Raw genomic sequence first — 25,539 nt, forward strand, 5'->3', positions numbered from 1 at the left:
TAACTATCTATGTAAAATAGAATTGAGCACTTCCTGCACTTCCTCGACTTCCCCGGCAGGGACGACGATTTCGAACTGATTTTTGGATAAGGAGGAGATCCCCCTTACTTGCACGAGAAATCCTTCTTCCGTCAGCCTCTGTTTAATCCGCTCGGCAATTTTCGCGGTAGGAGCTATGTATATCACCGTCCACATGAAAAAAAACCTCCTATGAAGTGCAACTACATGGATTGGGGCAACTAGTAACGATGATAATAAACTTCCCGCATAAGCATAGGCGCACACAATGGAATAATGATATCATAATTTCTCTTTTTCCCGCAACAGAGCACGTTCATGAAAAAAAGTGAAGTCTGAACTAACGAGTTAGTCCAGACGCAATTTACTGCTATAATCAGGCGCATGCTCATTCTGATGAGCGATTCTGGCAGAAGCGGCTGCCGCTAGTCCGCAAATCAAATCATCGAGAAAAACATGCACAGCGCTTTTGTCATCGTTGAGGCTCCGGATGATTCCCATCTTTTCTTTATCCAGATAGCCAAAGCTGGTCAATCCGATCATTCCATAGACATGGACAATGCCTAGCGCCAAAGTTTCATCGACACCGAACAACGGCTCGTCGGCCTCAAGAATGGATTGCAGAGGCTCGGGCAGCAGCTTGTTCTCCGCCAGCTCATCCAGCGCGATGCCTGTGTACAACGTGTATTGCACTTCCCGTTTGGAGAGAACAGTCAGTACGCTGTCGATGCATTCTTGCTCCGTGAGCTGTTCATTATAGGGCTTCTGCAGCTTAAACACAATCTCTGAAATTTGTTCAACGGTTACACCGCGCTTTTGCAGCAGCTGGATCATATGCTGTTCGGTCATAAATCCTCCTCCTACACATGAAATGCCCCCTGAAATGCCGGGTTCCTATTCATATGCGGAGGAAGCATGCTTTATTTCACTCTTACGGAATCTTTACCCATGATCGTTTCAATCATGCGGATCAGATCCTTGGAAGGATCGACCAGATATTGGTCGCTAAGGGCCAAGAGCTTGTTGCTGCTTTCGTAGAATAGCGCAACCGCGAGCGGCCCTTTGTGCAGCTTCAGCAGCGCCTTCAGCTGCAGGAGCTTATCCGGCTGCTCGCAGTCAGCCGAGATCTTGACGAACACCCGCTGCGGCTTCGCCTCCGCAGCGGGGCTGCCGCTGCCCTGCACGCGGGCAGCGTCGGTTCGCGCCGCAGCGGCGCGGGGCTCCTGGCGGCCGGCCTGCGGGGCCGCCTGCTTGGCAGGGGCGCCGCTGCGCGCGGAAACGGCAGCCGCGCGAGCCGGCCGGTCGTTGACTCCGTCAACTGACCGCCTAGGCATCCCAGGCTGCCTGCACAGCCGCTGGACGCCCGCTGGGTCGTCCAGCGCGGCAAGCTGCTCCGCGAGCAGCTTGGGCGGGTCCTCGTCCTGCAGCTGCAGCTTCGCCCGGACGAGGACAAGTCTGCCCTTCTGCACGAGCGGAGCGGCCTGCTTCCAGGTCTCGGGGAAGAGCACCACCTCGACCTTGTCGATCCGATCCTCCAGCTCCATGAAGGCCATCGGCTGGCCCTTCTTGGTCACGATCGTCTTGTTCGAGAGAATCATCCCAGCGACAAGAACTTCGCTGTTGTCCGGCAGCTCAGCCAGCTGATGCAGCATGGCAGCTTCCATTTCGGCAAGGGGCTGCGCATACGCGTCGAGCGGGTGCCCGGAAATATACATGCCGAGAAGCTCTTTCTCCAGCTCCAACTGCTTGCTCTGCGGCATGACCGGGATATTCGGCACCTCGACTTCCCAGTTCGGCTCTTCGACAAAGCCGAAAAGGTGAAGCTGCAGATCGTCCCGCTCTTTGCGCCATTTCGTAGCGGAGGCAATCGTTTCATCCAGAATAGCCATCAGCTGGGCGCGATGGCCTCCCAACGTGTCGAAGGCTCCGCCCTGGATCAACGATTCGACCACCCGCTTGTTGCAGACGCGCAAATCAACACGCCGGCAGAAATCAAGCAAGCTCTCGAAGGCCGACTTTTGGCGTTCGCTTAAAATCGCATCGATCGCTTGCGTGCCGACGTTTTTAATCGCCGCAAGTCCAAACCGGATCGCCCCGGACGAAGGATCAGGCGTAAATACCGTTCCGCTGCCGTTTACATCCGGAGGCAGCACGTCAATTTTCATCCGCCGGCATTCATCCACATATTCGGCAACCTTCCTGTGATTGCCCATCACGGCCGTTAACATCGAGGCCATGAAATAAATCGGGTAATGCGCTTTGAGGTAGGCCGTTTGGAAAGCTAACACCCCATATGCCGTCGCATGCGCCCTTGGGAAGCCATAGTCGGCAAAGCGCACGATCATATCATAGACATGGTTCGCATCTTCGGCGCTAAAGCCTTGCTGCAAGCTGCCCTTCACGAAGTGGGTGCGCTCTTCATCGAGTACTTCCCGCTTCTTTTTGGAAACCGCACGCCGCAACAAATCCGCTTCGCCTAAGGAAAATCCGGCCATCGAAGAGGCGATTTGCATAATTTGCTCCTGATACACGATAATCCCGTACGTATCCCGGAGAATCGGCTCTAAAGTCGGGTGCGGATAAACCACTTCCACCTGACCGTGCTTGCCGTAAATATATTTGGGAATGAACTCCATCGGACCTGGACGATACAAAGCCAATACGGAAATAATGTCCTCAAAAACGGACGGCTTCAAATCTTTCAGCACTTTGCGGACACCCGTAGATTCCAGTTGGAAAATCCCGGTGGTTTCGCCCTTGCTCAGCAAGCCGTAAGTAACCGTGTCTTCGTCCATATCCAGTCCGTCAAAGTCCAGACGCAAGCCTTCCATCTGAGCAATCCAATCCACGGTTCGCTCAATAATCGACAGCGTCCTGAGGCCCAGAAAATCCATTTTCAAAAGCCCAATGGCTTCCAGATGCTCCATCGTGTATTGCGTCAACGCTGTTTGCGTCGTGCCTTCCTGCAGCGGCACATACTGCGTCAGCGGCTCTCTGGAAATGACCACCCCGGCCGCATGCGTCGAAGCATGGCGCGGCATGCCTTCCACGCGCATGGCCATCTCCAGCAGCTCGGCGGTTTTGGGCTGTCTCGCGACCAGCGACTTCAGATCGGAGCTGACCTGCAGCGCCTCCGTCAGCGTCATGCCGAGCGCATTCGGAATCGCCTTGGCCGCACGGTCCACATCCCCGTAAGGAACGTTCAACACACGGCCGACGTCTCGGACCGCCGCTTTCGCCGCCATCGTTCCGAAAGTGATAATTTGCGCCACATGCTCATGTCCGTATTTGGCTACGACGTAATCGATCACTTCATCCCGGCGCTCATCGCTAAAATCGATATCGATATCGGGCATCGTAATCCGCTCCGGGTTCAGAAAGCGCTCAAAGAGCAGCTTGTACTGCAGCGGATCTACATTCGTTATGCGCAGCACGTACGCGACAAGGCTTCCGGCGGAAGAACCCCGGCCCGGCCCCGTCATGATGCGTTTCTCATGAGCAAAACGAATGAAATCCCATACGATCAAGAAATAATCGGAGAATCCCATGTTCTCAATGACGCCTAATTCATAGGCCAATCGCTCTTCCGCTTGCTTCTTCAGCGGCGAGTCCGGCTTCTCCCATCCGGGTTTTGAGCCATACCGCAGCTTTAGGCCCTCCAAGCACAGCTCTCGCAAATATTCAGCTGCCGTAAGATGCTCCGGAATGGGCCGGAAGCTAGGCAAAATCGATTTGCCGAAATCCAGCTGGAGCTCGCATCGCGAAGCCACGACAGCCGTATTCGCCAGCGCTTCGGGGACATGGACGAATAACCGCCGCATCTCCTCTTCGCTTTTCAAATACATCTGGCTTGTGCCCATCTTGAGCCGGTCCGTGTCCTCCACCGTTTTGCCGGTCCCAATACAGATCAGGATATCCTGCATCACATGGTCCGGTTCCGTCACATAATGCACATCGTTCGTCGCAATCAGCGGGATGCCGGTTTGTTTGCTCAGCTCGATCATGGCAACCATCACTTTTTTCTGCTCGATCATGCCGTGATCTTGAATTTCCAGAAAGAAGTCATCTCCGAAAATATCCCGATAGCGCTCTGCCGCTTGTCTCGCTTCATCCAGCCGGTTATGCAGCAGATGCTGCGAGATTTCGCTGCCCAAGCAGGAGCTCAAACAGATAAGCCCCTCTGAATATTTGGACAAATGTTCCAAATCAATGCGCGGCTTATAGTGAAAGCCTTCTAAATGCCCAATGGAGCAAAGCTTCATCAGATTCTGATAGCCCTTGTAATTTTTGGCGAGAAGAATGAGATGGTAGATCGGCTGTTCTTGTCTGGTCCCTTTGTCGCGGATGGAGCCCGCTGTAAAATAAACCTCACACCCGATAATGGGTTTAATGCCACGCTGTTTGCAAGCCTTGTAGAAGGCAATAGCCCCGTACATCACACCGTGATCCGTTAAAGCCAGAGAGGTCATGCCCAGATTAGCTGCTTGCGCAACAAGCTCCTCCATGCGTGCGGCACCATCCAATAAACTGTATTCACTATGCACATGCAAGTGTACAAACGAACTCATCAGCATTTCCTCCCTGCTCTCATTTTATTCCTTACATCTTATCATATTGTGGCTGTGCATTCCCATACAATAGGTCATGGAGAGTTTGTCCCCAACATTAGCTGGAAAGGAAGCGGTAAAAGCCATGGGTGTCTTTTGGGCGAATATCATATTATACTTCTGCATTGCGTTCGGGGTCGTCTTCGGAGGCAGCATGTTGAGCGGCATCGCAGCTGTACTGACCATGCAATCGCCGACGGAGAAAATGATGACGGTTGCTGAAAATATTAAAATTTGGGCCATGGTGGCTGCCGTAGGCGGCACGATTGATCCGATACGCTATATAGAAAGTCATGTCGCCATCGGACATTTGAATCCGGCAATTAAACAGATCATTCTGATTATCGTCGCCTTCTTTGGCGCGCAGATCGGCACTTCGCTCATCCAAATGATATGCAAGGGAGGCCATCAGCCTTGAGGGTCCCTCCTTTCGCCCGATATCAGCGCCTGCTCTCAGGCTTCGGTCTGATGGTTTCGGGAGCCATCATAGGGAGCGCGGTCTATATGAGCATACATCAGCATACGTATACGCAGCTGTATGTGGAAATGCATAAATATTTGCAAGAAAATCGTGATTTGCGTGACGATATCGACAACTTAAACAAGACGAAAAACAAACAATCCTTAATTAATGTCGTCAACGTCCATTTAGTTCCCAAAAATCAGGAAGATTTGATCAGCGAGGATATTCAAAAAGAAATTGAGAGCGATATTAAGAGCGAGTTTAAGATCGTAATCGGCCAAAAAGCTACTTATGTCAAGGATGCTCAGCCTCTGTACGAGAAATTGATTACCCAAAAGACGTACGTTTTGCACGATAAAAAATATGTCGTTGAAGTGAAATCCATCGTCCTGATTCAGACCGAATTGACCATTTGGATTACCGCCCAAGAGAAACGAACCTAAGCAATCTTCAGAAACTGTGCGAGATGTGATTGCAATCTCCGCCTAAAATCGCTAAAGTTAACAGTAAACTCGCTTAAAAGGACGGATGAACCACATGTTCGCGATTCAAATCTCTTTATTCTCGCTTATTTGCCTGCTGCTTGCCTTGTCCGTATATTTTAGCTTTCGGGCGCGCCGGGAGAAGGAACCCGCCAAACGCGGTCTCTACTCGGCCCGTATGAATATTTGCATGGGCTTAATGCTGGTGATGATTGCCGTCACGCAACTCTTCTTCTTCAGCGAATCCAGCTTCCGCCGCATTTTCGGCACGGTCCTGGTCCTGCTCGGATTGTTTAACCTGTTCGCCGGCATCCGCAATCAGGGACACTTCGACCGCATGCTGCGCTAGATGACTTGGGCGGTCAGCATCGCTTTGGAAACCAAAGCGCCAGCGTGGTAAATCTCCACGTCAATCTTGCCGAACTTACGGCTCACCTCAATAATGGTGGGTCGTATTTCTATTTTGGAGTCGATTTGCAGCGGTTTGAGGAAATAGGTCGACATGTTGTCCATGACAAGATCGCCTTTTTTAAACTCCTGTACTATCCGGTAGGCCGCCTGCGTCATTAACGTGGTCAGGACTCCCTCCGATACGGTGCCCAAATGATTCGTCATCTGCGGGGTAATGACGCCGTGAAACTGCAGCGTGCCATTCTCCGCTCTGACCTCTTCCAAACCGGACCAGATCAAATCCTCGAACGTTTCCCCGTTCTGCGGCTGCTTCTGAATATACTGCATCGCTTTCAGCACATCGCTCCGGTTCAGTACGCCCACCATTTTGCGGTTCGTGTCCACGACAGGCAGCAGCTCGATGCCTTCCCACACCATCATATGGGCTGCGGAAGCTACGGAGGTCTGCGGCGTGACCGTGAGCGGACTGCGCGTCATAAGCTTATCAACCGTCTGCAACGCGTTCGCCCCGACCATATCCTTGGACGTCACGACGCCAATGATGCGGTTCCACTCATCGACAACCGGGAACCGGCTGTAGCCGGTATCCTCCGACAACCGCTGCCAATCCTTCAGCGTGCTGTTCGCCTTGAGCGCATACAGGGAGGCGCCTGATGCCAGGATATCCTCGACAAGCATGATTTTCTTCTTGATCAAACGATCGTATATCGCTCTATTAATCATAGAGGCTACGGTAAATGTATCGTAACTGCTCGAAATAATGGGCAGCTCCAGCTTATCGGCAAGAAGCTTCACTTCCGCGCTCGTATCGAAGCCCCCGGTAATAAGAACGCCCGCTCCTTGTTCAAGCGCTAAGCTGTGCGCCTTGTTCCGGTTACCGACGATCAGCAAACTGCCTGCCTCGATATAGCGCATCATGGCATCCTGCTCCATCGCGCCAATGACGAACTTATGCAGCGTTTTGTGCAGTCCGCGCGAGCCGCCGAGCACCTGTCCGTCCACCATGTTGACGACTTCCGCGAAGGTCAGCTTGTCGATGTTTTGCCGCAGCTTTTTCTCCACTCGGACCGTTCCGATCCGTTCTTTGGTAGAGACAAGCCCTTGATTCTCAGCCTCTTTGATGGCCCGGTAAGCCGTGCCTTCGCTTACTTCCATGTTCTTCGCAATTTTACGAACGGATATTCGGCTGCCGAGCTTCAAACTTTCTATATGGCGTAAAATTTGTTCATGCTTCGTTAATGCATCCATGGATTGAGTATCCAACTGTTACACCCCATTCGCCTGTTCCTGTACTACTCTGTACTACTAGTATAATCGTTACGAAGAACAAGGACAATGCGGGCAGCTTTCATGCAAGGATAAACGACTTCGTCGTCCTTTCAGGACGGGCGCGTTTGTCAATCTACTGAAAAAATCCAACCCTATTTGGATTGGATGCTTTATTCGTATTATACCAAACGTATGTTCGAAGTCAAATAAAAGCTAAGCTTGCGGATGCCCGGCTATTTACGAAACTGCAGCATTTTTTTGCGGCCATTTACAAGCTGCTCCAGCTGCCATTTTTTCATTCGGTTGATACGCCTAAGCTCTCTCCGCTTCTCTTCGTCCACACCCAAAATTTGATGCAAATGAGACGCAATGACGAGAAGCGCCATGGCGATCCAGATGCAGCTGAAAACCATCGGCAGGGAGCCCGCGTCCCGCAGCTGCATCTGAGGCAGCGAATAAATCAGCATGCCAAGCGCCGCGCTCATGTATACGACATTTTTAAACCCTTTCAACATTGATCGCTCCTTTCGTCTGATGAACTCACAAAACCTGTCTTCCTCTATTTTCAATGTATGAGACAAGTTCTGGTTATATGAGTGCATAGCGAAAGTTTGGAACAAGCTACCCTTCCCCGAAGCCCTGCGAATTCAGGAAAGCTTTCATGTGCTCGCGCGGACGCTGCGCTTTGGCGGCCATCTCCTTGGACCATGTCGTGTCGACTTTGCCGCCCGTACGAACGTTCATGTAGCCGCGGATTGTCTCGTCGTACCGGCTGACCGCTTCTTCATTATCCGTATACGCGTTCTCATGGTATACCGCTTCAAGAGGGAGCCGCGGGCGCTGCAGCGGCTCCTGATCCGGCATGCCGATGCACATGCCGAAGACGGGGTACACCAGCTGCGGCAAACCCAGCAGCCGGGATACCTCAGCGGGATTGTTGCGCAGCCCGCCGATGTAGACGACGCCGAGCCCGAGCGACTCGGCCGCAATGGCTGCATTCTGCGCAGCGAGTGCAGCATCTACGGTGGCAATGATGAGATTCTCGGCATTGCCGGTGATAGGCGTATCCGCATGGCGGTGCGCCGCCTGCGCGTAGCGGTGCAAGTCCGCGCACCAGACGAGAAACAGCGGACATTCACTGACGTACGCCTGATTTCCTGCAAGCGCGGCTAGCTGATTTTTCAGATCGCCATCGGTCACGTGGATGACGCTGAAGGCCTGCATGTTGCTGGAGGTTGAAGCCGCTTGAGCGGAAGTTAGAATGGCCTGCAACTGCGCTTCCGTGACAGGCTGATCCGTAAACTTGCGAATCGAGCGGTGATTTTGCAATAACTGGATGATTTGGTTCATATCGAAGCGACCTTTCCTGGTTCATTTTGTTATTTCACTCAAGGATGCGTTCCAATTGCCCACGGCTCCTTAAGTATACTTTTAGTTACTATCGTACAAAAAAGTGGCTACTTGTAATTAATTATAATACATCCGATACTTAGATACATAGTTTTAGCCAAACTCACCATTCTAATGGCAGGACTGAAGCTTGACTCACATTTTTCGGAGGTGTTTCCTTATGAAAAAAGATTTATTTTCACCCTATGATCTTAAAGGCTTGCATATAAAAAACCGGATCGTCATGGCGCCGATGTGTCAATATTCCGTAACAGCCAAAGACGGAAAACCCAATGAGTGGCACTACGTACATTACCTCTCTCGCGCCATCGGCGGGACGGGCCTCATTATCATGGAAATGACGGATGTGCATCCCGACGGCCGGATTACAGACAACGATTTGGGCCTCTGGTCCGATGAACATATCCCCGCCTTCGCCCGAATCATCGATGGCGTTCATGCGCATGGCGCAAAAATCGGCATCCAGATCGCCCATGCAGGGCGTAAAGCCGAGGACGCCGAAGTGCCTGTCGCTCCATCGGCTATCCCTTTCCCCGGTAATGCCTACAAAATGCCGCGGGCGCTGACAACGGACGAGGTGCAGGACGTCGTGCGCCAGTTCGGCGATGCTGCGAGACGTGCGGTGCAAGCGGGCGTGGACACCATTGAGCTGCATGGCGCTCACGGCTATTTGATTCACCAATTCCAATCGCCGCTCACGAACAAAAGAGACGATATTTACGGGCACAATCTCGCCCAATTCGGCGTGGAAGTCATTCAAGCGGTGAAAAAAGAAATGCCGGCCGACATGCCGCTCATTTTCCGTATCTCCGCGGTCGAGTACGTTGACGGCGGCTATGATATTGACCACGCCATCGAACTCTCCAAAGCGTATCAAGCCGCCGGCGTCGATGCGTTTCATGTGAGCTCAGGCGGGGAAGGCCCTGCAGGCCAGCGCAAACCGGGCAATTCCCCCGGTTATCAAGTGCCTTTCGCGCGGCAAATTCGCGAAGCGCTGCAGGTGCCGGTCATTGCCGTCGGCCTGCTGGCAGATCCGGTTCTGGCCGAGTCGGTCATCGCCGGCGAGGATGCCGATCTCGTCGCGGTTGCCCGCGGCCTGCTCCGCGATCCGTATTGGGCGACGCATGCTGCCGTTCAGTTGGGGCATGAGCATGCTCACATCCCGCAGCAATATGCGCGTGGGTATTGATTTATTGGCTGCGCTTGAGGATTGCTATTGCTATGTTGCAGTTTATACAACAATATGACTGGAATTAGGCGCTTTCGCTTCCCTATGTTGTATTCTGTACAGCATAGGGAGCGGAAAGGTGCCGATTTCGGAGCATTCTGTAAGAATGAATGCATTTTGTACAACATAGCTCCGAATTTCAACCCGCAACCCCTTTTTTCGTTGCACAAAGTGCAGCATAGGACGCGTATATAAACGCAGTAACTCTTTGTGGGCTCCGCTTACTCCAGCTTCCAGCTTGCAGCTTGCCCGAATGGTAGAACTATTGGGCTGTGGCTGGCTCGCGCGGATGTCCCATTCTGGGGGAACATCGTTCCCTTACTTAGGCGCAAAACTGAGTTTCAGGGGTTGAAGGGGTTGTTTTTGGCCATATAGCGCCCCGCAACACCTCTATTTTTCGCCCAATCAAGGATAAACGACTTCGTCGTCCTTTTAGGACGGGCGCGTTTATCGAGGTAGATGCGAAGCAAAAGTACACATCTATTAAAAAAAGACAGAGCAGGAAACACATCCCGCTCTGTCTTTTTCCATTAAATCCCCACTAACTTCCTGACCTTACGATACAGCAGCGTCAACACCCAAGGAATCGCCACAATCAGCACAAGCACGATCACATTATACATATGGAAAAGCGCGATCGAGCCCGGCATTTGGACCTTATACTTCCACAGAGAAAGCAGCGCCGGATGCATCAAGTACACACCGAATGACACGGAACCCAGGGAAACAAAGAAGCGGCCGACGGGCGCGGCTTTTTGCAGGAGCCACTTCCCGATCCAGATGAAGCTTACGCCGATTCCGATGCTATAAAGCAGCCAAAGCACCTCATACCACGTGTTTTCAAACGTGTATCCTTTTAGTCCCAGCAAGTATAGCGATGCATACGTTAAGCCGATAAGGATGGAAACCGGAATAACCCAGCCTTTATTGCGCTCCAGCCACGTTCGGAAAGCCCCGTAATTCATCCCGATGGCGCCTCCGATGAGGAAGTATCCGAAGTAGGTAACGCACAGTTCCGGTTTGTGGGCGATCGACCCGAACCAATGGCTGTACACGTATACGCCGGCTTGTATGGCGAGTCCCCAAAGCGCCAGCGTTTTGCGGAACCAAGCGGCATTTCTCACAGCCCAAACAAACAGGGGAAACAGCAGGTAAAACTGCACGATAATGATCATAAAATATAAATGATAGCCCGAATCCGCCCATTTCAACTGCTCCAGAAACACCCGCGGCTCTATCTTAATTGGGTGCTCCGGGGTCCAGAGCCAAGGATTGTATATGTAGTAAAAAAACGACCATACGATATAAGGGACAAGCACCTGCCTCACACGTTTCCAATAAAAGATGCCGGCCTGTTTGGCGCTCCAATTATCCGTATATATGTAGAACAACACAATGCCGCTTAAGAAAATAAAAACAGGAACGGCAAAATAGCTTATTTTGTTCAAAAATAACATAAGCAGCTGCGAGCTGCTGCCTTTCAAAGCCGGATCCACCGTCCAGTCTGCCGTAACATGAATCGTGACGACGGCTAGAATCGCAATCGCTCTGACAATATCGAGCTCCGTAATTTTTTGTTTGGCCATATCGGTTTCAAATCCTCATTTCCTCAAACATACCCTTTTACTATAGACAGTTTCGACATCTTTCGCAACTTTCCTCACTGGCAAAAAAAGGTTGTCCCATAATTGAAATTTAATAGGCTATGGAGGTTGTAAATAACAGGAAAACCTCCCTCTGTTTGCACCGATTTCATGAAAATTCTCTGAATCCGGTTCAATTAGCGGGAGGTACTCCAGTTTTTTTACCTACGAGGTCATCTTTCGAGCATTTAGATGGAGATTTTCCAGTTATCTTCCTTCTTCTTTACACTAGGCAGAAACGGTCTCCCGCTCCCGAGTCTGACGTTTGCGGGGACGAATAAAAGATCGCACAATGGTTAAACCAACCAGGATGCTCGCCGTACTGATATACATGGCTTTAATCAACATATTCGAACTGTCCGTTCCTATGAATAAGCCATGAAGCAAGGCCAAAATAAATATCGGATATGACAGCATATGCAGCGCAAGCCAAAGCTTTCTTTTTAACCGCTGACGAATATCTGTTGTAAAAATGAGCAGCAGCAATCCATACAAAGCTATGGAGCCGATGCCGTTTAGGCCTGCTGAATGCTTGGCCGTAAATGGAACCAAAAGTTCTTTCCATTCAAATGGCATGAACGTATCGATAATCAGAAGAACGGCATGCAGCAGCGCCAAACAAGTCCCTGCCTGATTCGCATAGGTATGGTAACGAAGAAGCTGCGCTTTTCTTGGACCTCTCCATTGCGGAAAGCTGTACATGATTCCAAGTGACATCCCTGCAAATAAACTGAGATAGGACAAGATTCCAAATAAACGGATCAGCGGCCAAACGGGCAAATCAACCAACAACTGAATCATAATCATTACCTCCCTGTTCCTTCCACTCATATACGCAATCTGGCTGAAGACCGATCCATTGACCTATGCCTGTATGCGGGGCAGGCTGAACATGATGAAGAGCTCCGTCTTCTGTATACATCAGCGCTTCCAAGCGCTGCGCATTTCGCCTGAATAAGGGCAGTCCTTCCCGCATGCCGAGGATGCACATCACTTTTGCCCAAATTTCGCAATCCATCAAATTATCCCCCACAACCGTACACTGAACGACCGAAGAGCTGCCTGGCCGCATCGTACGGGGATCAATGAGATGATGCATGCTGCCTTCGCCGGTTTTCCAACTTCTCTTCTGCGTAGACGATGTAGCGACTGCCCCTCTTGTCAATAACAGCAGCAGCTCATCTGCCTGTTCCCTTCGGCCGCGACTCGGGTGATCAATGGCAATGACCCAAGGCTCGCCGTCCGCTGCGCCTCCCCAGACTTCCACATCTCCTCCCGCATTGACAAGACCTCTTGGCAAACGCCACTCCCTGCGAAGCAGCTCCGACATACGATGAACCGTCCAGCTCTTTACGATGCCTCCCAGATCCATGCGCTGGTTAAGCGGCACTTGCACAGAAAGCATGGCTGAATCCAGATCCATATGTACGTTATTCTTTTGCACAAACTGCCCTGCCTCATGCCCATACTCGGTTGTACCGCCCTCATCGCCTATAAGCTCGAACGAGTGCCGATATCCGGCCCGCTCAAGGGCTGGAAGAATGAAAATATCGAATAGCCCCTCCGTTGCTTCAAAATAGTGCCGGGACAGCTCAAGCACATTCGCCATCTCATGTGAGATCATGCACCTGCTTCCTGCCCGCTGATTTAGCCGGGAGCATTCGCTGTTAGGCAGAAATCTGCTGAATCGCTGCTCTGCATTTGAAAAGAACGAAGTGATTTCTCTCTCGAGCCCCGTTATTTCGCTTGCAGAATGGAAGAGCGCCTCAATCTGTGTATTCATGGAACGAAAGTTTATGTCTTGGAGCACCGCGTTTCATCCCCTTCGATCATCTATGAAGCTTGACTTCTTGTGTGCGGTTTTACTGGCGACGATTGCGAAAAATCTGTGGAGCCGCCGGCTATCTGGTCGCGATTCCGTCTCCCGCTGTCCGTACGATTGCCGAACCGATTGGAGGAAGGCTGCTTTGGAACGGTTTCCGAAACAACTTGCTGCTTGGACGTTGTATCTGCATTCACTTTTGCCAGAAATTGCGGACTGGTTTTCACTTCTTGAAATAAATAGAACAGAAATACCGCTATGACGATCCCCATCTGCCATTTCGTCCACTTGGACTTCATCATTATGATTCCCCTCCAATCTGCTAGATTTGGTTAATCCACATTATAATTGCTCCCCTCCTTCAATGCCTGAATAAACGCTTAACAATCACTGAAACTCCACTGAAACTAAAACTACTACTATTCAAAAAAAAGAGACCATCCGGTTTCGCAGATTCTGCGACTTCCCGAACAGTCTCTTTAATTATTTCAGCATCGCTTGCAACGGTTCCGCAATAATGCGCTGCACATCCTCAAGCACGATGGATAAACGGCGTTCTGCATCGAACAACCGCTTGATGCCCGGGTTCAGGGCAAGCTCGTCGTACAGCTTCTGCAGTTTCTCCATCTCTTCTTGCGGCGGCATTGCGCCTGCGGCCATTTTCTGCTGAAGCTCATTTTGACGTTGACGGAAATCTTCCAGTGCGTTTTTGCTGGAGGCATCCTGGCTAATCTGCGCGCGAATCGCCAACATATCGTTATATTCACTGCTTTCCTTAATTGCTTTTGCAAGCTCGTAAGCTCTATCATGCACATTCATTTCCATTACCTCCTCATGATTCCCAACTCGCGGTTGGGCTCTTCCCCAAACAGTTTCGAACACATCCCAAGCACAAAGGGATATATGTCCTCATATGATGGAGTAGTTTACTTTGCTTAAACGGCAATGCCATTTTTGATGCTGGAAGGAGTGTTCGCTATTGACCAGGACGAAAGTCGGAATATCCATTCAAGGAACCAGCATCTATTTGGATGATCGGACCGTTGTTCTAAGTGAAGCCATTGCAAGAAAATGGAAAGTTCCGTCCAATCAATCGATGGTCCTGCGCTTCGGCTCTGCCAAACAGGATGTCAAGGTCATCACGGCGGCTACATCGAACAGTTTGCGGTTCAATCCCGTCCTCGCCGCCAAGATCGGTATTCATCAAGGGGCGCAGCTTAATATTCATTATAGGCACAATGTGGGCACCTTGTCGATTGGACCCTTAATCGGTGTAATGATCAGCCGCGTTTATAAGAATGCGCCCGATCGCCCGTTTGGTGCTATCACCGCATTTTGTAAAGAAATGACGGCTGCATGTGAACGATACGGGGCTGTCGTCTGCTTTTTCCCGCCAGGCGAAATGCAAGCGAATGCCAGCTCCATTTCTGCGTATGCGTATTCCAACGGTTCATGGAACAAAAGAACGTTTCCGATTCCGAATGTGATTTACAACCGCCTTACCTCGCGCAAGTACGAGAACCAGCCGAATGTTCAACAATTTTTGAAAGAGGCCAAAGCCCGTCACGGCACCGAGGTCTTCAATGAGAAATATTTGAACAAAACGGAAGTGTTCGATGCCTTGCGCAAAGAGAGCTCCCTTCACGGGTATTTGCCGGAATCTTACCTCTTCAAAAATTATCAAATGCTCAAATCCATGGCCTCCCGCCATCCCGTCCTGTTTCTCAAACCGATCACCGGCTCGCTGGGAAAAGGGATCATACGGATTCGCCGGGAACCCGGCGACGCTTATACGTGTGACTTTACGAACTTAAACGGCGTGCGCAAACAAACATTCCCGTCCCTTTCCACTCTTTTTCAGGCGATTGCCGGCAAGCTCAAAACCCAGCGCTATCAGCTGCAGCAAGGACTGGATCTCATCACAACCGAAGGAAAAACGATTGATTTCCGTTCCCTCGTCCAACGCGGAGCAAAAGGCGAGTGGGCGGTCACTTCGATTGTCGGACGCATTGCCGGAACCCAGCATTTCGTCTCCAACCTCGCACGGGGCGGCACTTTGACGAATGTGACGGGCGCTCTGGCCAAATCATCCGTTTCACCAACTGCTCGTGTCTCTGTCAAGGCACGCTTGCGCAAGGCTTCTCTGGACATCGCCAAAGGGATTGAAGCACAAATTCCCAGTCATTTTGGAGAGTTAGGGATCGACCTTGCTGTAGATAAAACGGGTAAGGTTTGGCTGCTTGAAGTCAACTCCAAACCGTCTAAAGACGATAACACACCATTAAACAATGAGAAAAAAATCAGGCCGTCCGTGAAACAACTCGTGCAATATGCCAAATATTTGGCAAAGATTTGAGGTGGCATTATGCGAAGAAGCACCAAACGTCCATTGCTCGGGATCATGGTCACTGAACTCAATAGGGAGCTGCCTTTTGCAAGCTCGGATTTCTATAAACATCTGACTTGCTGCGCTGCCCGGGAAGGTCTGGACGTCATCGTATTCTCACCGAATCGCATTGATTGGAAAGGGCAAACGGTACGAGGTTACACCTTTGAGATGGAAACGCAAGAATGGGTCTCCAAGCTCTTTCCTCTGCCTGCGCTGATTTACGACCGATGCTTCTTTAGCAATAAGAGCAGCTATGACCACTACCTGCACCAAGTGAAGAAGCTGCGCGAAACACCCCTTATTCGCTTCTTAGGCTATGGGCTTGGCGGGAAGTGGGAAGTTGGGCAAATGATGCAAAAAGACAGCACGCTCAGCCGTTACTTGCCCGAGACGAACTTGCTCACAAGCGGCAGTGACCTTAGAAATTGGTTTCATACAAGGGATGACGCGTTCCTTAAACCGCAAGGCGGCAGTCAAGGGAGAGGCGCCATGCATCTACGCAAAATAACCGCAATGGATGGCAGCATTGCCTTTCATGTCAAAGGCCGCAATGCGCATAACGGACTTGTCGAACGTCATTTCCAACATTTCCACTCCTGCTGGCATTGGCTGCACAGCCGTATCGGCACCCGGCCCTATCTCATACAAGAATATCTGCGCCTGCAATCATCCGAAGGAATGGCTTACGACATACGCTCTCTCGTACAAAAGAACGGCTCCGGCTTATGGGAAAGCACGGGCATGGCGGTTCGAATCGGCCAGCCTGGCAGCATAACCTCCAACCTGCACGGCGGAGGCACTGCCGAAGAGGTGCCCGCCTTCCTCACGAGGGAGTTCGGCGAGACCAAGGCGGGTGAGCTTATGGCCACGGTTGCCATGCTATCGACACGCATCCCTCCGATTCTCGAAAGCCATCATGGGCGATTGGCGGAGCTTGGCATTGATTTTGGCATCGATGCTTTGGGCCGCGTATGGATTCTGGAAGTGAACTCCAAGCCGGGCAGAACGATTTTTGCGCGTATGCATAACGAGAAAGCGCGTTTGAAATCCATTGCTAACCCCGTCTATTATGCTGGATATTTGCTGCACAAAAAGCTGAGCTAAGCTTGGCTTGCTGGTATGTGCCTGGGCGGACAAACGGTCATAACTGTCTGCTAAGACACGGAAAGCCCCGTAGGGCAACAAGTTTAGGAGGGTAACCTAATGAGTTTGACAACGTGTATGCTCCACGCCGTACAACGAACAGATAGATCGGTCTACTTAACAAGTGAACTCGTCAAAGCTTTACGGTTAACCGGGAATAAATCGATTACTGTAAAGGTCGGCAGCAAATCAGCCACTCTACCGATCCGCCTGATCAAAAAAAGTGGTCAGCATATGTACATTCCGCTTTCCTTAATGGCTTCACTGCGCATACCTCGAGCGGGGAGCGTCATGGTGGCCAGTACGACGAATAAAGAACTGCGCATCGGCCCGATCATCGGCGTCTTGACGAATATCACAGGCGGGTCGTCTCCCTTCGGCACAAAAACCGGATTCATCCGCCAAGTTTTAAATACAGGTTCAAACAAATCGTTTATATTTGCCTTCAGCCCGAGGAACGTCAACTGGGTTCAGGAAACGGTCACCGGCATTATTCCCAAAGAAGGCGGGGGCTGGACTCGTAAAACTTTCCCGCTGCCTGATGTCGTCTACAACCGGCTCTCCAGCCGCAAAGCCGAGAAATCCGCCGGTATGGAGGGCTTTAAGGACCGGTTTGTGCGCAGAGGCATTCCGCTCTTTAACTGGAGCTTTTTTGATAAATGGGATGTCTACAAAATGCTAGATGGGGATGATGCTTTCAAATTCGTACCCGAATCCCGCATCAATCCGTCTGCGGATCAAATTAAAGAAATGCTCGACAAACATAAATTCATTTATTTAAAACCTACGGCAGGCAGCCTGGGCATCGGTATTTTCCGGGTCACCTACAACCCGAAACGCGGTTATTTCGTCCGCTACCGCAAAGGCGGCAAAAACGTGCTCATCCGCTATGGGAAATTCGAAGGTCTCATGCAGATGCTCGGCACCGGACGCGGACGTCTCTCGAACTACGTGGCCCAGCAAGGAATTCGCCTCATCGAAATCGACAATTGTCCGATTGATTTCCGCTTCCATATGACGAAGAACGGGAGCAACAACTGGGTTGTAGCCGCCATCGGGGCCAAGAAATCCGGCAAGGGCAGCGTAACCACCCACATCCGCAACGGCGGCCAGTTAATGACGCCAGAGCAAGTGCTTCGCCAAATCTACGGCAGCCGGGCAGAACAAGTGCTTACGAATGCCAAAGAAACAGCTATCAAACTCGCTGAAGGCATCGAAAATAACTACAATCACTTGCTCGGGGAGCTAGGATTCGATATCGGCATCGATCAAAATGAGAAAATTTGGATGTTCGAAGCGAATGCCAAACCGGGCAGATCGATTTTCAAACATCCGTCCTTAAAAGAGGGAGACCACGCTACTTTGCAAAGCATTTACGAGCACTGCCTCTACTTGAGCAGATTCCGCTCTAGGAGGGAAAACTAATGGCTTTCTTCCTGAACAATAAAGAGTCGACTCCGACGCTGGCCATTCTAACCGTGAAAGATAGCAACCGGGTATTCCGCGGTAATTTGCACAATTTTCTTGATTTAATCCAGACCGGTGAGCGGCTTGGGGTTGATGTTTACGTCGTGACGACAAAAGACTTCAATTTAACGAGCAATGAGATCCACGGCTACCGTTACAACGCTCAGAAGAAGAAATGGAGCAGGGAACTTGTTCCCGCTCCTCAGGTCGTCTATAACCGGATACCCTACCGCAAAATGGAGATGAAGCCCGAAGTCCAACAAACCATTCAAGCCTGCAATCGCAGCTCCAGCGTCCATTTATTTAATTCTTCCTTCTTTAACAAATGGACTTTGTTTAGCTGGCTGAACGGCGCCAAAGAAAGCAAACCTTACATGCCCGACACCAAGCAATTAAGCTCGGCGGACGATTTGACTTCCCTTTTGCGTAAACATTCCGTGCTGTATTTGAAACCGGTGAAAGGCAAAGCCGGAAAAGGGATTATGCGAATTGACCGGTTGACAACGAAGAGCAATCAAACCCAATACCGGTTAAGCCGCCAAGTCGATAAACAGATGACCTACACTTATCACAATTCCACATCCGATCTCTGGAGCGAATGGAATCGTCACCGCGGCACCCATGAATATATTGTTCAGCAGGGGATCGCATTAGCCAGATACCAACAGCGTGCCTATGATTTGCGCGCACTCATCCAGAAGACATCCAAAGGCGAGTGGAGCGTATCAGGCATAGGTGCGCGCGTTGCCGGAAAGGCCAGCATTACGACGCACGTCCCCCGGGGCGGGTCGATCGACGATCCGTTTAAGCTGCTTACGCAAGGCTTTGGTGCCAAGGAAGCGAAAAACATTTTAAAACGGGTCGAAACAGCCGCCGTTACGCTCGCCACCCAAATCGAAAAATCGTCGGGCAATCAGCTCGGTGAAATGTCGATGGATATCGGCGTGGATATCGGAGGACATATCTGGTTCTTTGAAGCAAACTCCAAACCGATGAAATTCGACGAACCCAAAATTCGCAAAAAATCACTTGAACGCATTATTCGCTACAGCCTCTACCTTATTAATAATGGAAGAAGAAGGTGATTATGCTTGTCTTCACAACGACTGGGCGTACTCGCTATTTATTTAAGCAAATCCAAACTGGAAGAACTCTCCTACTTTCAAAGGCTCAGTAAAGAAGGTAAAAAACTGGGCGTTCAAGTCGAAGTCTTCTCGCCGACCGATGTCGACGCCGACAACTCCGTACGCACGCTGACTTATGATGCGGCTCACGGCAGATGGATTCGACGCCGCACATCCATGCCGCCTGTTATATATGACCGCTGCCGCTACAAAGCCATTGCCAATTATCACATGCTCAAAGCGTTTCGCAATCGTCATGCCAAGCTGATCTTCTTGAGCAGGCCGTTAGCCAACAAATGGTCCATGCACAAAATCCTTTCCGAGAATGAAAGCATTCGCTCCTACCTGCCGGTTACCGTGCGATTCAGCTCCGTGCAGGAGCTGCTGAAATTTCTCAAAAAGCATAAACTCGTTTATGTCAAACCGAAAAACGGAACGGGTGGAAGAGGCATACTGCGAATTGAACAACTCGATCACGACCTCTATTTATTGCAAGGCAGAAATCAGCAAAGAACCATCATCGCCCCGTACCGCGCCAGCGAAAAACAGCTGCTCGTCAAGCTGCATTCGCTGAAGCTAAGCCCGGACTATGTGGTTCAACAGGGCATTCAATTGAAACTGAGGGACGGACGCGTGCATGACTACCGGCTGCTCATTCAGAAAAACGGCCAAGGTGAATGGGAAGTCACCGGCTGTGCGGGCCGTATCGGTCCTCAGCGCAGCATCACTTCGAATCTTCACGGGGGCGGCAGCGCTGTTTCTCTAGATAAACTGCTGGCGTACCGTTTTGCTTCTCCTGAAAAAACGGAAAACATCAAGAAAGAAATGAACAGCTTTGCTTATATGCTCGCGGATTTTCTGGAAACGAAGTTCGGCAAACTGTGCGAGTTGGGCATGGATATCGCGGTAGATCCGCGAGGCGAAGTTTGGCTGCTCGAAGTCAATCCCAAGCCCTCCCGGGAAGTTTTTCGCAGAATCGGCGAGAATGCCACCTACCAGAAGGCCGTTACACGGCCCATCGAATACGCGGTCTGGATGCTGAAACAACAAACACGCAAATTAGAAACGCAAGCATCCGAAGATTCGGATTTAATGGATTAAGCAATCAATCGGAAGCGGCAGCCCCTGGCTGTCAGGAGCTTCCGACCTACATAGGCTGGATGAATGAAAGACCGAGAGACCGCCGATTGCCCCATCGCAAGCCGCGTGGACAAATCATGAACATAAGCTCCTGCAGGAGCAGATCCCGTCCCTGTACATGTATCATCGCAAAGCGGACAAGCTATACTTTTAGCTCCGAATGCTTATTCGTTGAATTCTCAATCTGGATTGTCGCGTGGCTAATGCGAAAACGTTCCTCCATCCGATGAATCGCTTGCTGCAGGATGGATTGGCTGTCCTGATCGTCAGCGATGAGCAAATGGCAGCTTAATGCGTCGAGTCCGGAAGTAATCGTCCAGATGTGCAAATCATGTACGTTCATGACGCCATTGATGCTTTCCAGCTCCTGCTTGACTTCTCCTAAAGAAATTTCAGCGGGCGTCCCCTCCATCAAAATATGAATCGTAGATTTCAGAACAGCCCAAGCTCCTTTGAGAATAAGGAGAGCCACGATGACGCTAATGATCGGATCGGCCGCATACCATCCAAAAATAAGCATAACCGCACCGGCAACAATGGCCCCGACCGAGCCCAGCGCATCGCCTAATATATGAAGATACGCGCTGCGCAGATTCAAATTGCCGTGGACGTCCCCTTTACGCATAAGCGACCAAGCGCTGAGCAGGTTGGCTATTAACCCAATGCTGGCAATGATCATCATGGAACCGCTGGCTACGACTGGCGAGTTAAAAAACCGGTCGATCGCTTCCCAAATAATAAAACCGGCAATCAGAAAAAGAGTGACCGCGTTAAAGAGCGCCGTTAAAATTTCAACGCGGTGAAAGCCAAACGATTTGCTGGCCGACGACGGTTTAGCCGCAAACCAAAGCGCGACCAAACTTAACAACAGCGAACCGGCGTCACTTAACATATGGCCCGAATCGGAGAGCAGCGCCAAGCTGTTCGTCCATAACCCTCCGATGAATTCTAAAATCATGATTCCAGCGGTTATGCAAAGCGCAATAAGCAGCCCCTGTTTGCTTCCGCTATGACCATGATGATGGTGTCCGTGCCCGTGATGGTGTCCATGGTGGTGTCCCTCATGTCCATGATGATCTCCTTGGTGCGCATGGGTATGTTCGCCGCTATGACCCTCGTGGCTGCATGAAGCATGATCCTTATGAGAATGAGATTTTTCTTCTGATGAATGTTGATGCATGGCATTCCCTCCCTGTTGCTCTGCCACTAGAATGGCATGCTGACCGTAACTTTATACATAACAATTTAATATATGAGCACTTATTCATATATTAATAAGTGAAGCCAGCTTTTGTCAATATGGTTGCGCCTAAAAGGGAGAAATTCCGCCTCTTTGCCGCGCGGCTGTGGCAGTTGTTTCGATTCCAATGAGCAAATCCAACTTGCTCAAACTGCTTGACTCTCCCTTGCCCCGACCTGCAACTGGCGTGCGCATGGAACAACTGTGCCCGATCGAGCGCAGCGTATTGTAGCTCCATTCTAAACAAATGTCCACTCCATTCCCTTATTTCGACGAAAAGCCGATTTTCGCGCTCCCGAGGGGAACTACAGGGCCTTATCTCACCTCAATGATCTAACTTACTGCTCAAATGGTGGAATAGCGGACCCTAGTTCCTTTTCCCTAGCCGAAAGGGGCGTTTCCAGCAAATTAACGCCCTGTAGCTCCCCCTCTAGCAAGCCATGGAGACTGGAAACGCATCCGCCATCCCTGCATGAACTAAGAAGCAAGCTCCGCTCCCCCCTATAAATTGTGGAATAAAAAAATCGGCCCTAAGCCCGTTTCCAGAGCTTAAAGCCGATCATCCTAACAAACTTTACGTTCCAGTAGCCACTTTGTTAGCCCCAGCTTCCACAACATCGGGGTCAAACGTAACCGTCGCGCTAAATAGAGAGGTGGAAACCCCGAAATCCCCCGTAATGTCGCCTCCGCTGCCGGAATACGACTTGGCTGCGCTTGTCGGAGCAATTACTAACGTGTCTCCGTTCACCAGGCTTCCTTCGTTCCTAATAATGTTGAAAATTCCTATAAAAGAAGGCATTCTGATCAGCACCCTTATCTCAATGTGCTACAGTGTATGCCCAGCCTACCCGGTTTGCGACTACTTCCGGTTAAACATATTCCAACAGTTCCGCGAAGCTGCGGATTCGAATATGCGCGCCTTCCAGCTCTCCGGCTTCCCGGAAGCCGGCATAATCGCAAGCCGCTACGGTCAAGTTATTTTTTAGGCCTGCCTCCACATCGGAAGAACGGTCCCCTACCATCCAGGCGGATTCAATCCCATGCGTGTCAAGGGCTATTTTGACCAGATCCACTTTGGATTTGGTTTGATATTTTCCCGCGCTGTATAAGTCTTCAAACAAGTGGGAAAGCCCCATCGCTTCGGTCACATGGCCGACATAGTCCTCCAACCCGTTGCTCGCCACAAATAATCGGACGCCTTTGTCCTTCAGTGCTTGCAGCGTTTCCGCAACCCCTTCGTACAGCTTGCCCTGCCCCTGCTGCAGCCCCTCCATTTGAAACTTAAGCAGTAGCTCATCGGCTGCCAGGCGCGCCTCCGTCGAAGCATCCGGCATCACCCGCTGCCAAATATGCTCAAGCAGCATGCCCAGCGCTCCCAAGATTCTTTCTTCCGGCGGAGTTTCTCCCGCATACAGGCCCTTTTCTCTAAGCGCATCAAATGTCGCATGATAAGCGGGCAACAGAAGCGTCTCCGTTTGAAATAACGTGCCATCCATATCAAAAAACATAGCTTCAGGTAAGTTTCTCTGTATACTCATCATCTAGCTCCTTCTCCGGCATAAATTCTGCATGACGTATAATGATCTTAGTTTAGAATGGCAAACATACCCATGTAAGTCAATGTTCATATTTGGGAAAAAGCCTGTTGCCGTGAACAATAAAAACAGTTATGATTGAAATGAGAATAATTACATCGAAAAATGATATTTTTATGCAAAATAGTTTCAAAATTCAACCCACCAATGTAAATAATTGCCGATGAGAGCGAGGAGCACGAATATGAATCTTCACATTTTTCAAAATCAACAAGAACTCAATGAGGCCGGAGCCGGGATTATTACCTCGCTTGTCCAAATGCAGCCAAAAGCCGTGCTGGGCTTAGCGACGGGCGGCACGCCAGTTGGGATTTATGAAGAGATCGTTAAAGCTTACAATAAAGGCCGCGTCAGTTTCAAAAACGTCACTACGTTCAATCTGGACGAATATGTCGGCTTGCCGGTAGATCATCCTGAGAGCTATCACGCATATATGCACCAGCATTTGTTCGCGCACATCGACCTGCCTGCCGCATCCGCTCATATCCCGAACGGGAATGCTCCCGATCTGGAAGCGGAATGCGCAAGATTCAACGAACTTCTTGACGATGCGAAGCAGATTGATTTGCAAATTCTCGGCCTCGGCCATAACGGACATATCGGCTTTAATGAGCCTGACGATTCGCTGGTCAGCGGAACGCATCTCGTCGAATTGAAAGCGGAAACCCGCGAAGCGAATGCCCGGTTTTTCGACACCATTGAGGAAGTGCCTACGCATGCCTTAACGATGGGCGTCGGCACAATTCTCAAAGCCAAAACGATCCTGCTGATCGTTCGCGGAGCAGATAAAGCGGAAATCGTCCACCGTGCGCTGACAGGACCGATTACAACCGAAGTTCCGGCTACTCTGCTGCAAACGCACCCGCACCTTGTCGTGCTGCTTGACGCTGAGGCCGGGAGGTTTTTCGAATGAGCGGACTCGTCATCACGGGAGCCAAAATCGTAACCGAACAGGGCGTCATTGAACAAGGCGCCGTTCATATCAAAGATGGCGTTATCGCGGCAATCGAGACCGGCACGCAGTGGGAACCTAGCGCTCCCGATGCGGATGCCCAAACGATCGATGCTCGCGGCAGCTGGTTATTGCCCGGTTTCATCGATGTTCATGTGCATGGCGGGTACGGCGCTGATTTCATGGAGGCGAGCCCGGAGACGCTCGATACCATTACCCGGTTTCACGCCTTAAACGGCACGACTTCCATGCTGGCAACGACGATGACGGCAACGCGTGAAGACATCGACCGCGTCCTAGGCGAAGTAAACCGCTATATGCAAGAACCGATGCCTTACGCCAGACTGCTTGGCGTGCATATGGAAGGACCTTTTATCTCGCCGAAATGGGCCGGCGCGCAGGATCCGAAGCTGATGCTGCCGCCGCAGCTTGCGTGGGTGCAAGATTGGCACGAGCGCTATCCGCAGCTCGTGAAGCAGTTGACCCTCGCCCCTGAAGGCGAGGGAGCGCATGAGACGATCGCGTGGCTGCGCGATCACGGCATCGTTGCCGCCTGCGGCCACACCGACGCCTCGTACGCCGACATCCAGTCGGCGGCTGACGCGGGGCTCTCGCACGCGGTGCACACCTTCAACGCGATGAAGCCGCTGCATCATCGCGAACCCGGTACCGTCGGTGCCGTGCTCACCGACGACCGCATCAGCGGCGAAGTCATCGCCGATGGCATCCATGTGCATCCGGCAGCGATTCGCCTGCTGGTGAAAGCCAAGCAGCCGCATGGCCTGCTGCTTATCACGGACGCCATGTCAGCCGCGGGACTCGGCGACGGGCAGTACGAGCTTGGCGGGCAAGCCGTCACCGTTCAATCGGGCGTTGCCCGGTTGACGGAAGGCGGCGCGCTCGCCGGCTCCACGCTGACGATGATCGATGCGCTCCGTTTCATGGTGCGCGAGGTCGGTGTCAGCGTCGAAGACGCGAGCCGCTTCGCGAGCGGCAATCCTGCGCGGCTGCTGCAGCTTCAGGCGTCGCACGGCTCGATTGCGCAAGGCAAGCAGGCGGATCTGCTCCTTGTCAGCCCCGATCTCGATATCGAACACGTATGGATTCGTGGCGTAGAATTGCAAGCCTAAATGATA

Annotated in this window: 26 protein-coding genes; 11 read left to right on the plus strand and 15 right to left on the minus strand. The window is 51.2% G+C overall.

Features of this window, described 5'->3' with window-relative positions; translation table 11 throughout:
- Nucleotides 1-3: 3 nt before the first annotated feature.
- The 3 genes from AC3WRW_RS12175 to AC3WRW_RS12185 form a co-directional block, all read right to left on the minus strand.
- Nucleotides 4-195 carry a glutamate decarboxylase gene (locus AC3WRW_RS12175; RefSeq protein WP_171684083.1) on the minus strand — a complete coding sequence of 64 codons (192 nt, stop codon included), beginning with the start codon at nucleotides 193-195 and terminating at the stop codon, nucleotides 4-6.
- Between the two features lie 171 nt (nucleotides 196-366).
- A complete protein-coding gene (locus AC3WRW_RS12180; RefSeq protein WP_492546584.1) occupies nucleotides 367-867 on the minus strand; it encodes a phosphatidylglycerophosphatase A family protein in 501 nt (166 codons plus the stop codon).
- Between the two features lie 71 nt (nucleotides 868-938).
- Entirely contained in the window at nucleotides 939-4,586 is a 3,648-nt protein-coding gene (locus AC3WRW_RS12185) for a DNA polymerase III subunit alpha (RefSeq protein ID WP_492546585.1), read from the minus strand.
- Nucleotides 4,587-4,710: 124 nt separating this feature from the next.
- Here AC3WRW_RS12185 and AC3WRW_RS12190 point away from each other — a divergent pair, with 124 nt between their 5' ends.
- The 3 genes from AC3WRW_RS12190 (at nucleotide 4,711) to AC3WRW_RS12200 (ending at nucleotide 5,919) form a co-directional block, all read left to right on the plus strand.
- Nucleotides 4,711-5,043, plus strand: coding sequence for a YtrH family sporulation protein (locus tag AC3WRW_RS12190; protein ID WP_492546586.1), 333 nt, complete (start codon nucleotides 4,711-4,713; stop codon nucleotides 5,041-5,043).
- An 86-nt stretch (nucleotides 5,044-5,129) separates the two neighbouring features.
- Nucleotides 5,130-5,531 (plus strand): sporulation membrane protein YtrI, encoded by a 402-nt coding sequence (locus AC3WRW_RS12195; protein ID WP_492546587.1) that lies wholly within the window; start codon nucleotides 5,130-5,132, stop codon nucleotides 5,529-5,531.
- Nucleotides 5,532-5,616: 85 nt separating this feature from the next.
- Entirely contained in the window at nucleotides 5,617-5,919 is a 303-nt protein-coding gene (locus AC3WRW_RS12200) for a YtpI family protein (RefSeq protein WP_492546588.1), read from the plus strand.
- On the opposite strand, the gene AC3WRW_RS12205 is transcribed toward AC3WRW_RS12200, so the two are convergent.
- From AC3WRW_RS12205 to nfsA, 3 genes are all read right to left on the minus strand, one after another.
- Entirely contained in the window at nucleotides 5,916-7,229 is a 1,314-nt protein-coding gene (locus AC3WRW_RS12205) for a DRTGG domain-containing protein (protein ID WP_492546589.1), read from the minus strand. The two genes, AC3WRW_RS12200 and AC3WRW_RS12205, sit on opposite strands and share 4 nt — an antisense overlap.
- A 254-nt stretch (nucleotides 7,230-7,483) precedes the next feature.
- A complete protein-coding gene (locus AC3WRW_RS12210; RefSeq protein WP_492546590.1) occupies nucleotides 7,484-7,765 on the minus strand; it encodes a hypothetical protein in 282 nt (93 codons plus the stop codon).
- A 106-nt stretch (nucleotides 7,766-7,871) separates the two neighbouring features.
- Nucleotides 7,872-8,600: an oxygen-insensitive NADPH nitroreductase gene (gene nfsA, locus AC3WRW_RS12215; protein WP_492546591.1), complete on the minus strand. Its 729-nt coding sequence runs from the start codon at nucleotides 8,598-8,600 to the stop codon at nucleotides 7,872-7,874.
- 220 nt (nucleotides 8,601-8,820) lie between these two features.
- Here nfsA and AC3WRW_RS12220 point away from each other — a divergent pair, with 220 nt between their 5' ends.
- Nucleotides 8,821-9,849: an NADH:flavin oxidoreductase/NADH oxidase gene (locus AC3WRW_RS12220; protein ID WP_492546592.1), complete on the plus strand. Its 1,029-nt coding sequence runs from the start codon at nucleotides 8,821-8,823 to the stop codon at nucleotides 9,847-9,849.
- A gap of 569 nt (nucleotides 9,850-10,418) precedes the next feature.
- Here AC3WRW_RS12220 and AC3WRW_RS12225 read toward each other — a convergent pair.
- The 5 genes from AC3WRW_RS12225 to AC3WRW_RS12245 form a co-directional block, all read right to left on the minus strand.
- The gene (locus AC3WRW_RS12225; RefSeq protein ID WP_492546593.1) at nucleotides 10,419-11,474 is read right to left on the minus strand and encodes an acyltransferase; all 1,056 of its coding nucleotides are present in this window, start codon (nucleotides 11,472-11,474) and stop codon (nucleotides 10,419-10,421) included.
- Between the two features lie 285 nt (nucleotides 11,475-11,759).
- Nucleotides 11,760-12,332, minus strand: a complete 573-nt coding sequence (locus AC3WRW_RS12230; protein WP_492546594.1) for a ferric reductase-like transmembrane domain-containing protein — start codon at nucleotides 12,330-12,332, stop codon at nucleotides 11,760-11,762.
- Nucleotides 12,313-13,314, minus strand: coding sequence for an FAD:protein FMN transferase (locus AC3WRW_RS12235; RefSeq protein ID WP_492546595.1), 1,002 nt, complete (start codon nucleotides 13,312-13,314; stop codon nucleotides 12,313-12,315). The genes AC3WRW_RS12230 and AC3WRW_RS12235 overlap by 20 nt, the downstream gene beginning before the upstream one ends.
- Nucleotides 13,315-13,364: 50 nt before the next feature.
- The gene (locus AC3WRW_RS12240) at nucleotides 13,365-13,655 is read right to left on the minus strand and encodes a hypothetical protein (protein WP_492546596.1); all 291 of its coding nucleotides are present in this window, start codon (nucleotides 13,653-13,655) and stop codon (nucleotides 13,365-13,367) included.
- Between the two features lie 181 nt (nucleotides 13,656-13,836).
- Nucleotides 13,837-14,172: a YlbF family regulator gene (locus AC3WRW_RS12245; protein ID WP_492546597.1), complete on the minus strand. Its 336-nt coding sequence runs from the start codon at nucleotides 14,170-14,172 to the stop codon at nucleotides 13,837-13,839.
- 160 nt (nucleotides 14,173-14,332) lie between these two features.
- Here AC3WRW_RS12245 and AC3WRW_RS12250 point away from each other — a divergent pair, with 160 nt between their 5' ends.
- The 5 genes from AC3WRW_RS12250 to AC3WRW_RS12270 all read left to right on the plus strand — a co-directional run bounded on the left by AC3WRW_RS12250 (nucleotide 14,333) and on the right by AC3WRW_RS12270 (nucleotide 20,577).
- Nucleotides 14,333-15,709: a YheC/YheD family endospore coat-associated protein gene (locus AC3WRW_RS12250; protein WP_492546598.1), complete on the plus strand. Its 1,377-nt coding sequence runs from the start codon at nucleotides 14,333-14,335 to the stop codon at nucleotides 15,707-15,709.
- A 9-nt stretch (nucleotides 15,710-15,718) separates the two neighbouring features.
- A complete protein-coding gene (locus tag AC3WRW_RS12255; RefSeq protein WP_492546599.1) occupies nucleotides 15,719-16,846 on the plus strand; it encodes a YheC/YheD family endospore coat-associated protein in 1,128 nt (375 codons plus the stop codon).
- Between the two features lie 99 nt (nucleotides 16,847-16,945).
- Entirely contained in the window at nucleotides 16,946-18,310 is a 1,365-nt protein-coding gene (locus AC3WRW_RS12260) for a YheC/YheD family endospore coat-associated protein (protein WP_492546600.1), read from the plus strand.
- The gene (locus tag AC3WRW_RS12265; protein ID WP_492546601.1) at nucleotides 18,310-19,437 is read left to right on the plus strand and encodes a YheC/YheD family endospore coat-associated protein; all 1,128 of its coding nucleotides are present in this window, start codon (nucleotides 18,310-18,312) and stop codon (nucleotides 19,435-19,437) included. The genes AC3WRW_RS12260 and AC3WRW_RS12265 overlap by 1 nt, the downstream gene beginning before the upstream one ends.
- Before the next feature lie 6 nt (nucleotides 19,438-19,443).
- Nucleotides 19,444-20,577 (plus strand): YheC/YheD family endospore coat-associated protein, encoded by a 1,134-nt coding sequence (locus AC3WRW_RS12270; RefSeq protein WP_492546602.1) that lies wholly within the window; start codon nucleotides 19,444-19,446, stop codon nucleotides 20,575-20,577.
- 181 nt (nucleotides 20,578-20,758) lie between these two features.
- Here the strand turns inward: AC3WRW_RS12270 and AC3WRW_RS12275 are convergent, their stop codons facing one another.
- From AC3WRW_RS12275 to AC3WRW_RS12290, 4 genes are all read right to left on the minus strand, one after another.
- Nucleotides 20,759-21,574, minus strand: coding sequence for a cation diffusion facilitator family transporter (locus tag AC3WRW_RS12275; protein WP_492546603.1), 816 nt, complete (start codon nucleotides 21,572-21,574; stop codon nucleotides 20,759-20,761).
- Between the two features lie 11 nt (nucleotides 21,575-21,585).
- Nucleotides 21,586-21,801 carry a hypothetical protein gene (locus AC3WRW_RS12280; protein ID WP_492546604.1) on the minus strand — a complete coding sequence of 72 codons (216 nt, stop codon included), beginning with the start codon at nucleotides 21,799-21,801 and terminating at the stop codon, nucleotides 21,586-21,588.
- 629 nt (nucleotides 21,802-22,430) lie between these two features.
- Complete coding sequence (locus tag AC3WRW_RS12285) at nucleotides 22,431-22,655, minus strand: spore germination protein (RefSeq protein ID WP_492546605.1); 225 nt, start codon at nucleotides 22,653-22,655, stop codon at nucleotides 22,431-22,433.
- 70 nt (nucleotides 22,656-22,725) lie between these two features.
- Entirely contained in the window at nucleotides 22,726-23,394 is a 669-nt protein-coding gene (locus AC3WRW_RS12290) for an HAD family hydrolase (RefSeq protein ID WP_492546606.1), read from the minus strand.
- Nucleotides 23,395-23,635: 241 nt separating this feature from the next.
- Between AC3WRW_RS12290 and nagB the strand changes: the two genes are divergently transcribed.
- Nucleotides 23,636-24,364, plus strand: a complete 729-nt coding sequence (nagB, locus tag AC3WRW_RS12295) for a glucosamine-6-phosphate deaminase (RefSeq protein WP_492546607.1) — start codon at nucleotides 23,636-23,638, stop codon at nucleotides 24,362-24,364.
- On the plus strand, nucleotides 24,361-25,533 hold the full coding sequence (gene nagA, locus AC3WRW_RS12300; RefSeq protein ID WP_492546608.1) for an N-acetylglucosamine-6-phosphate deacetylase: 1,173 nt from the start codon (nucleotides 24,361-24,363) through the stop codon (nucleotides 25,531-25,533). The genes nagB and nagA overlap by 4 nt, the downstream gene beginning before the upstream one ends.
- Nucleotides 25,534-25,539: the final 6 nt, after the last annotated feature.

This window comes from Paenibacillus sp. FW126-R14, from assembly GCF_058789495.1.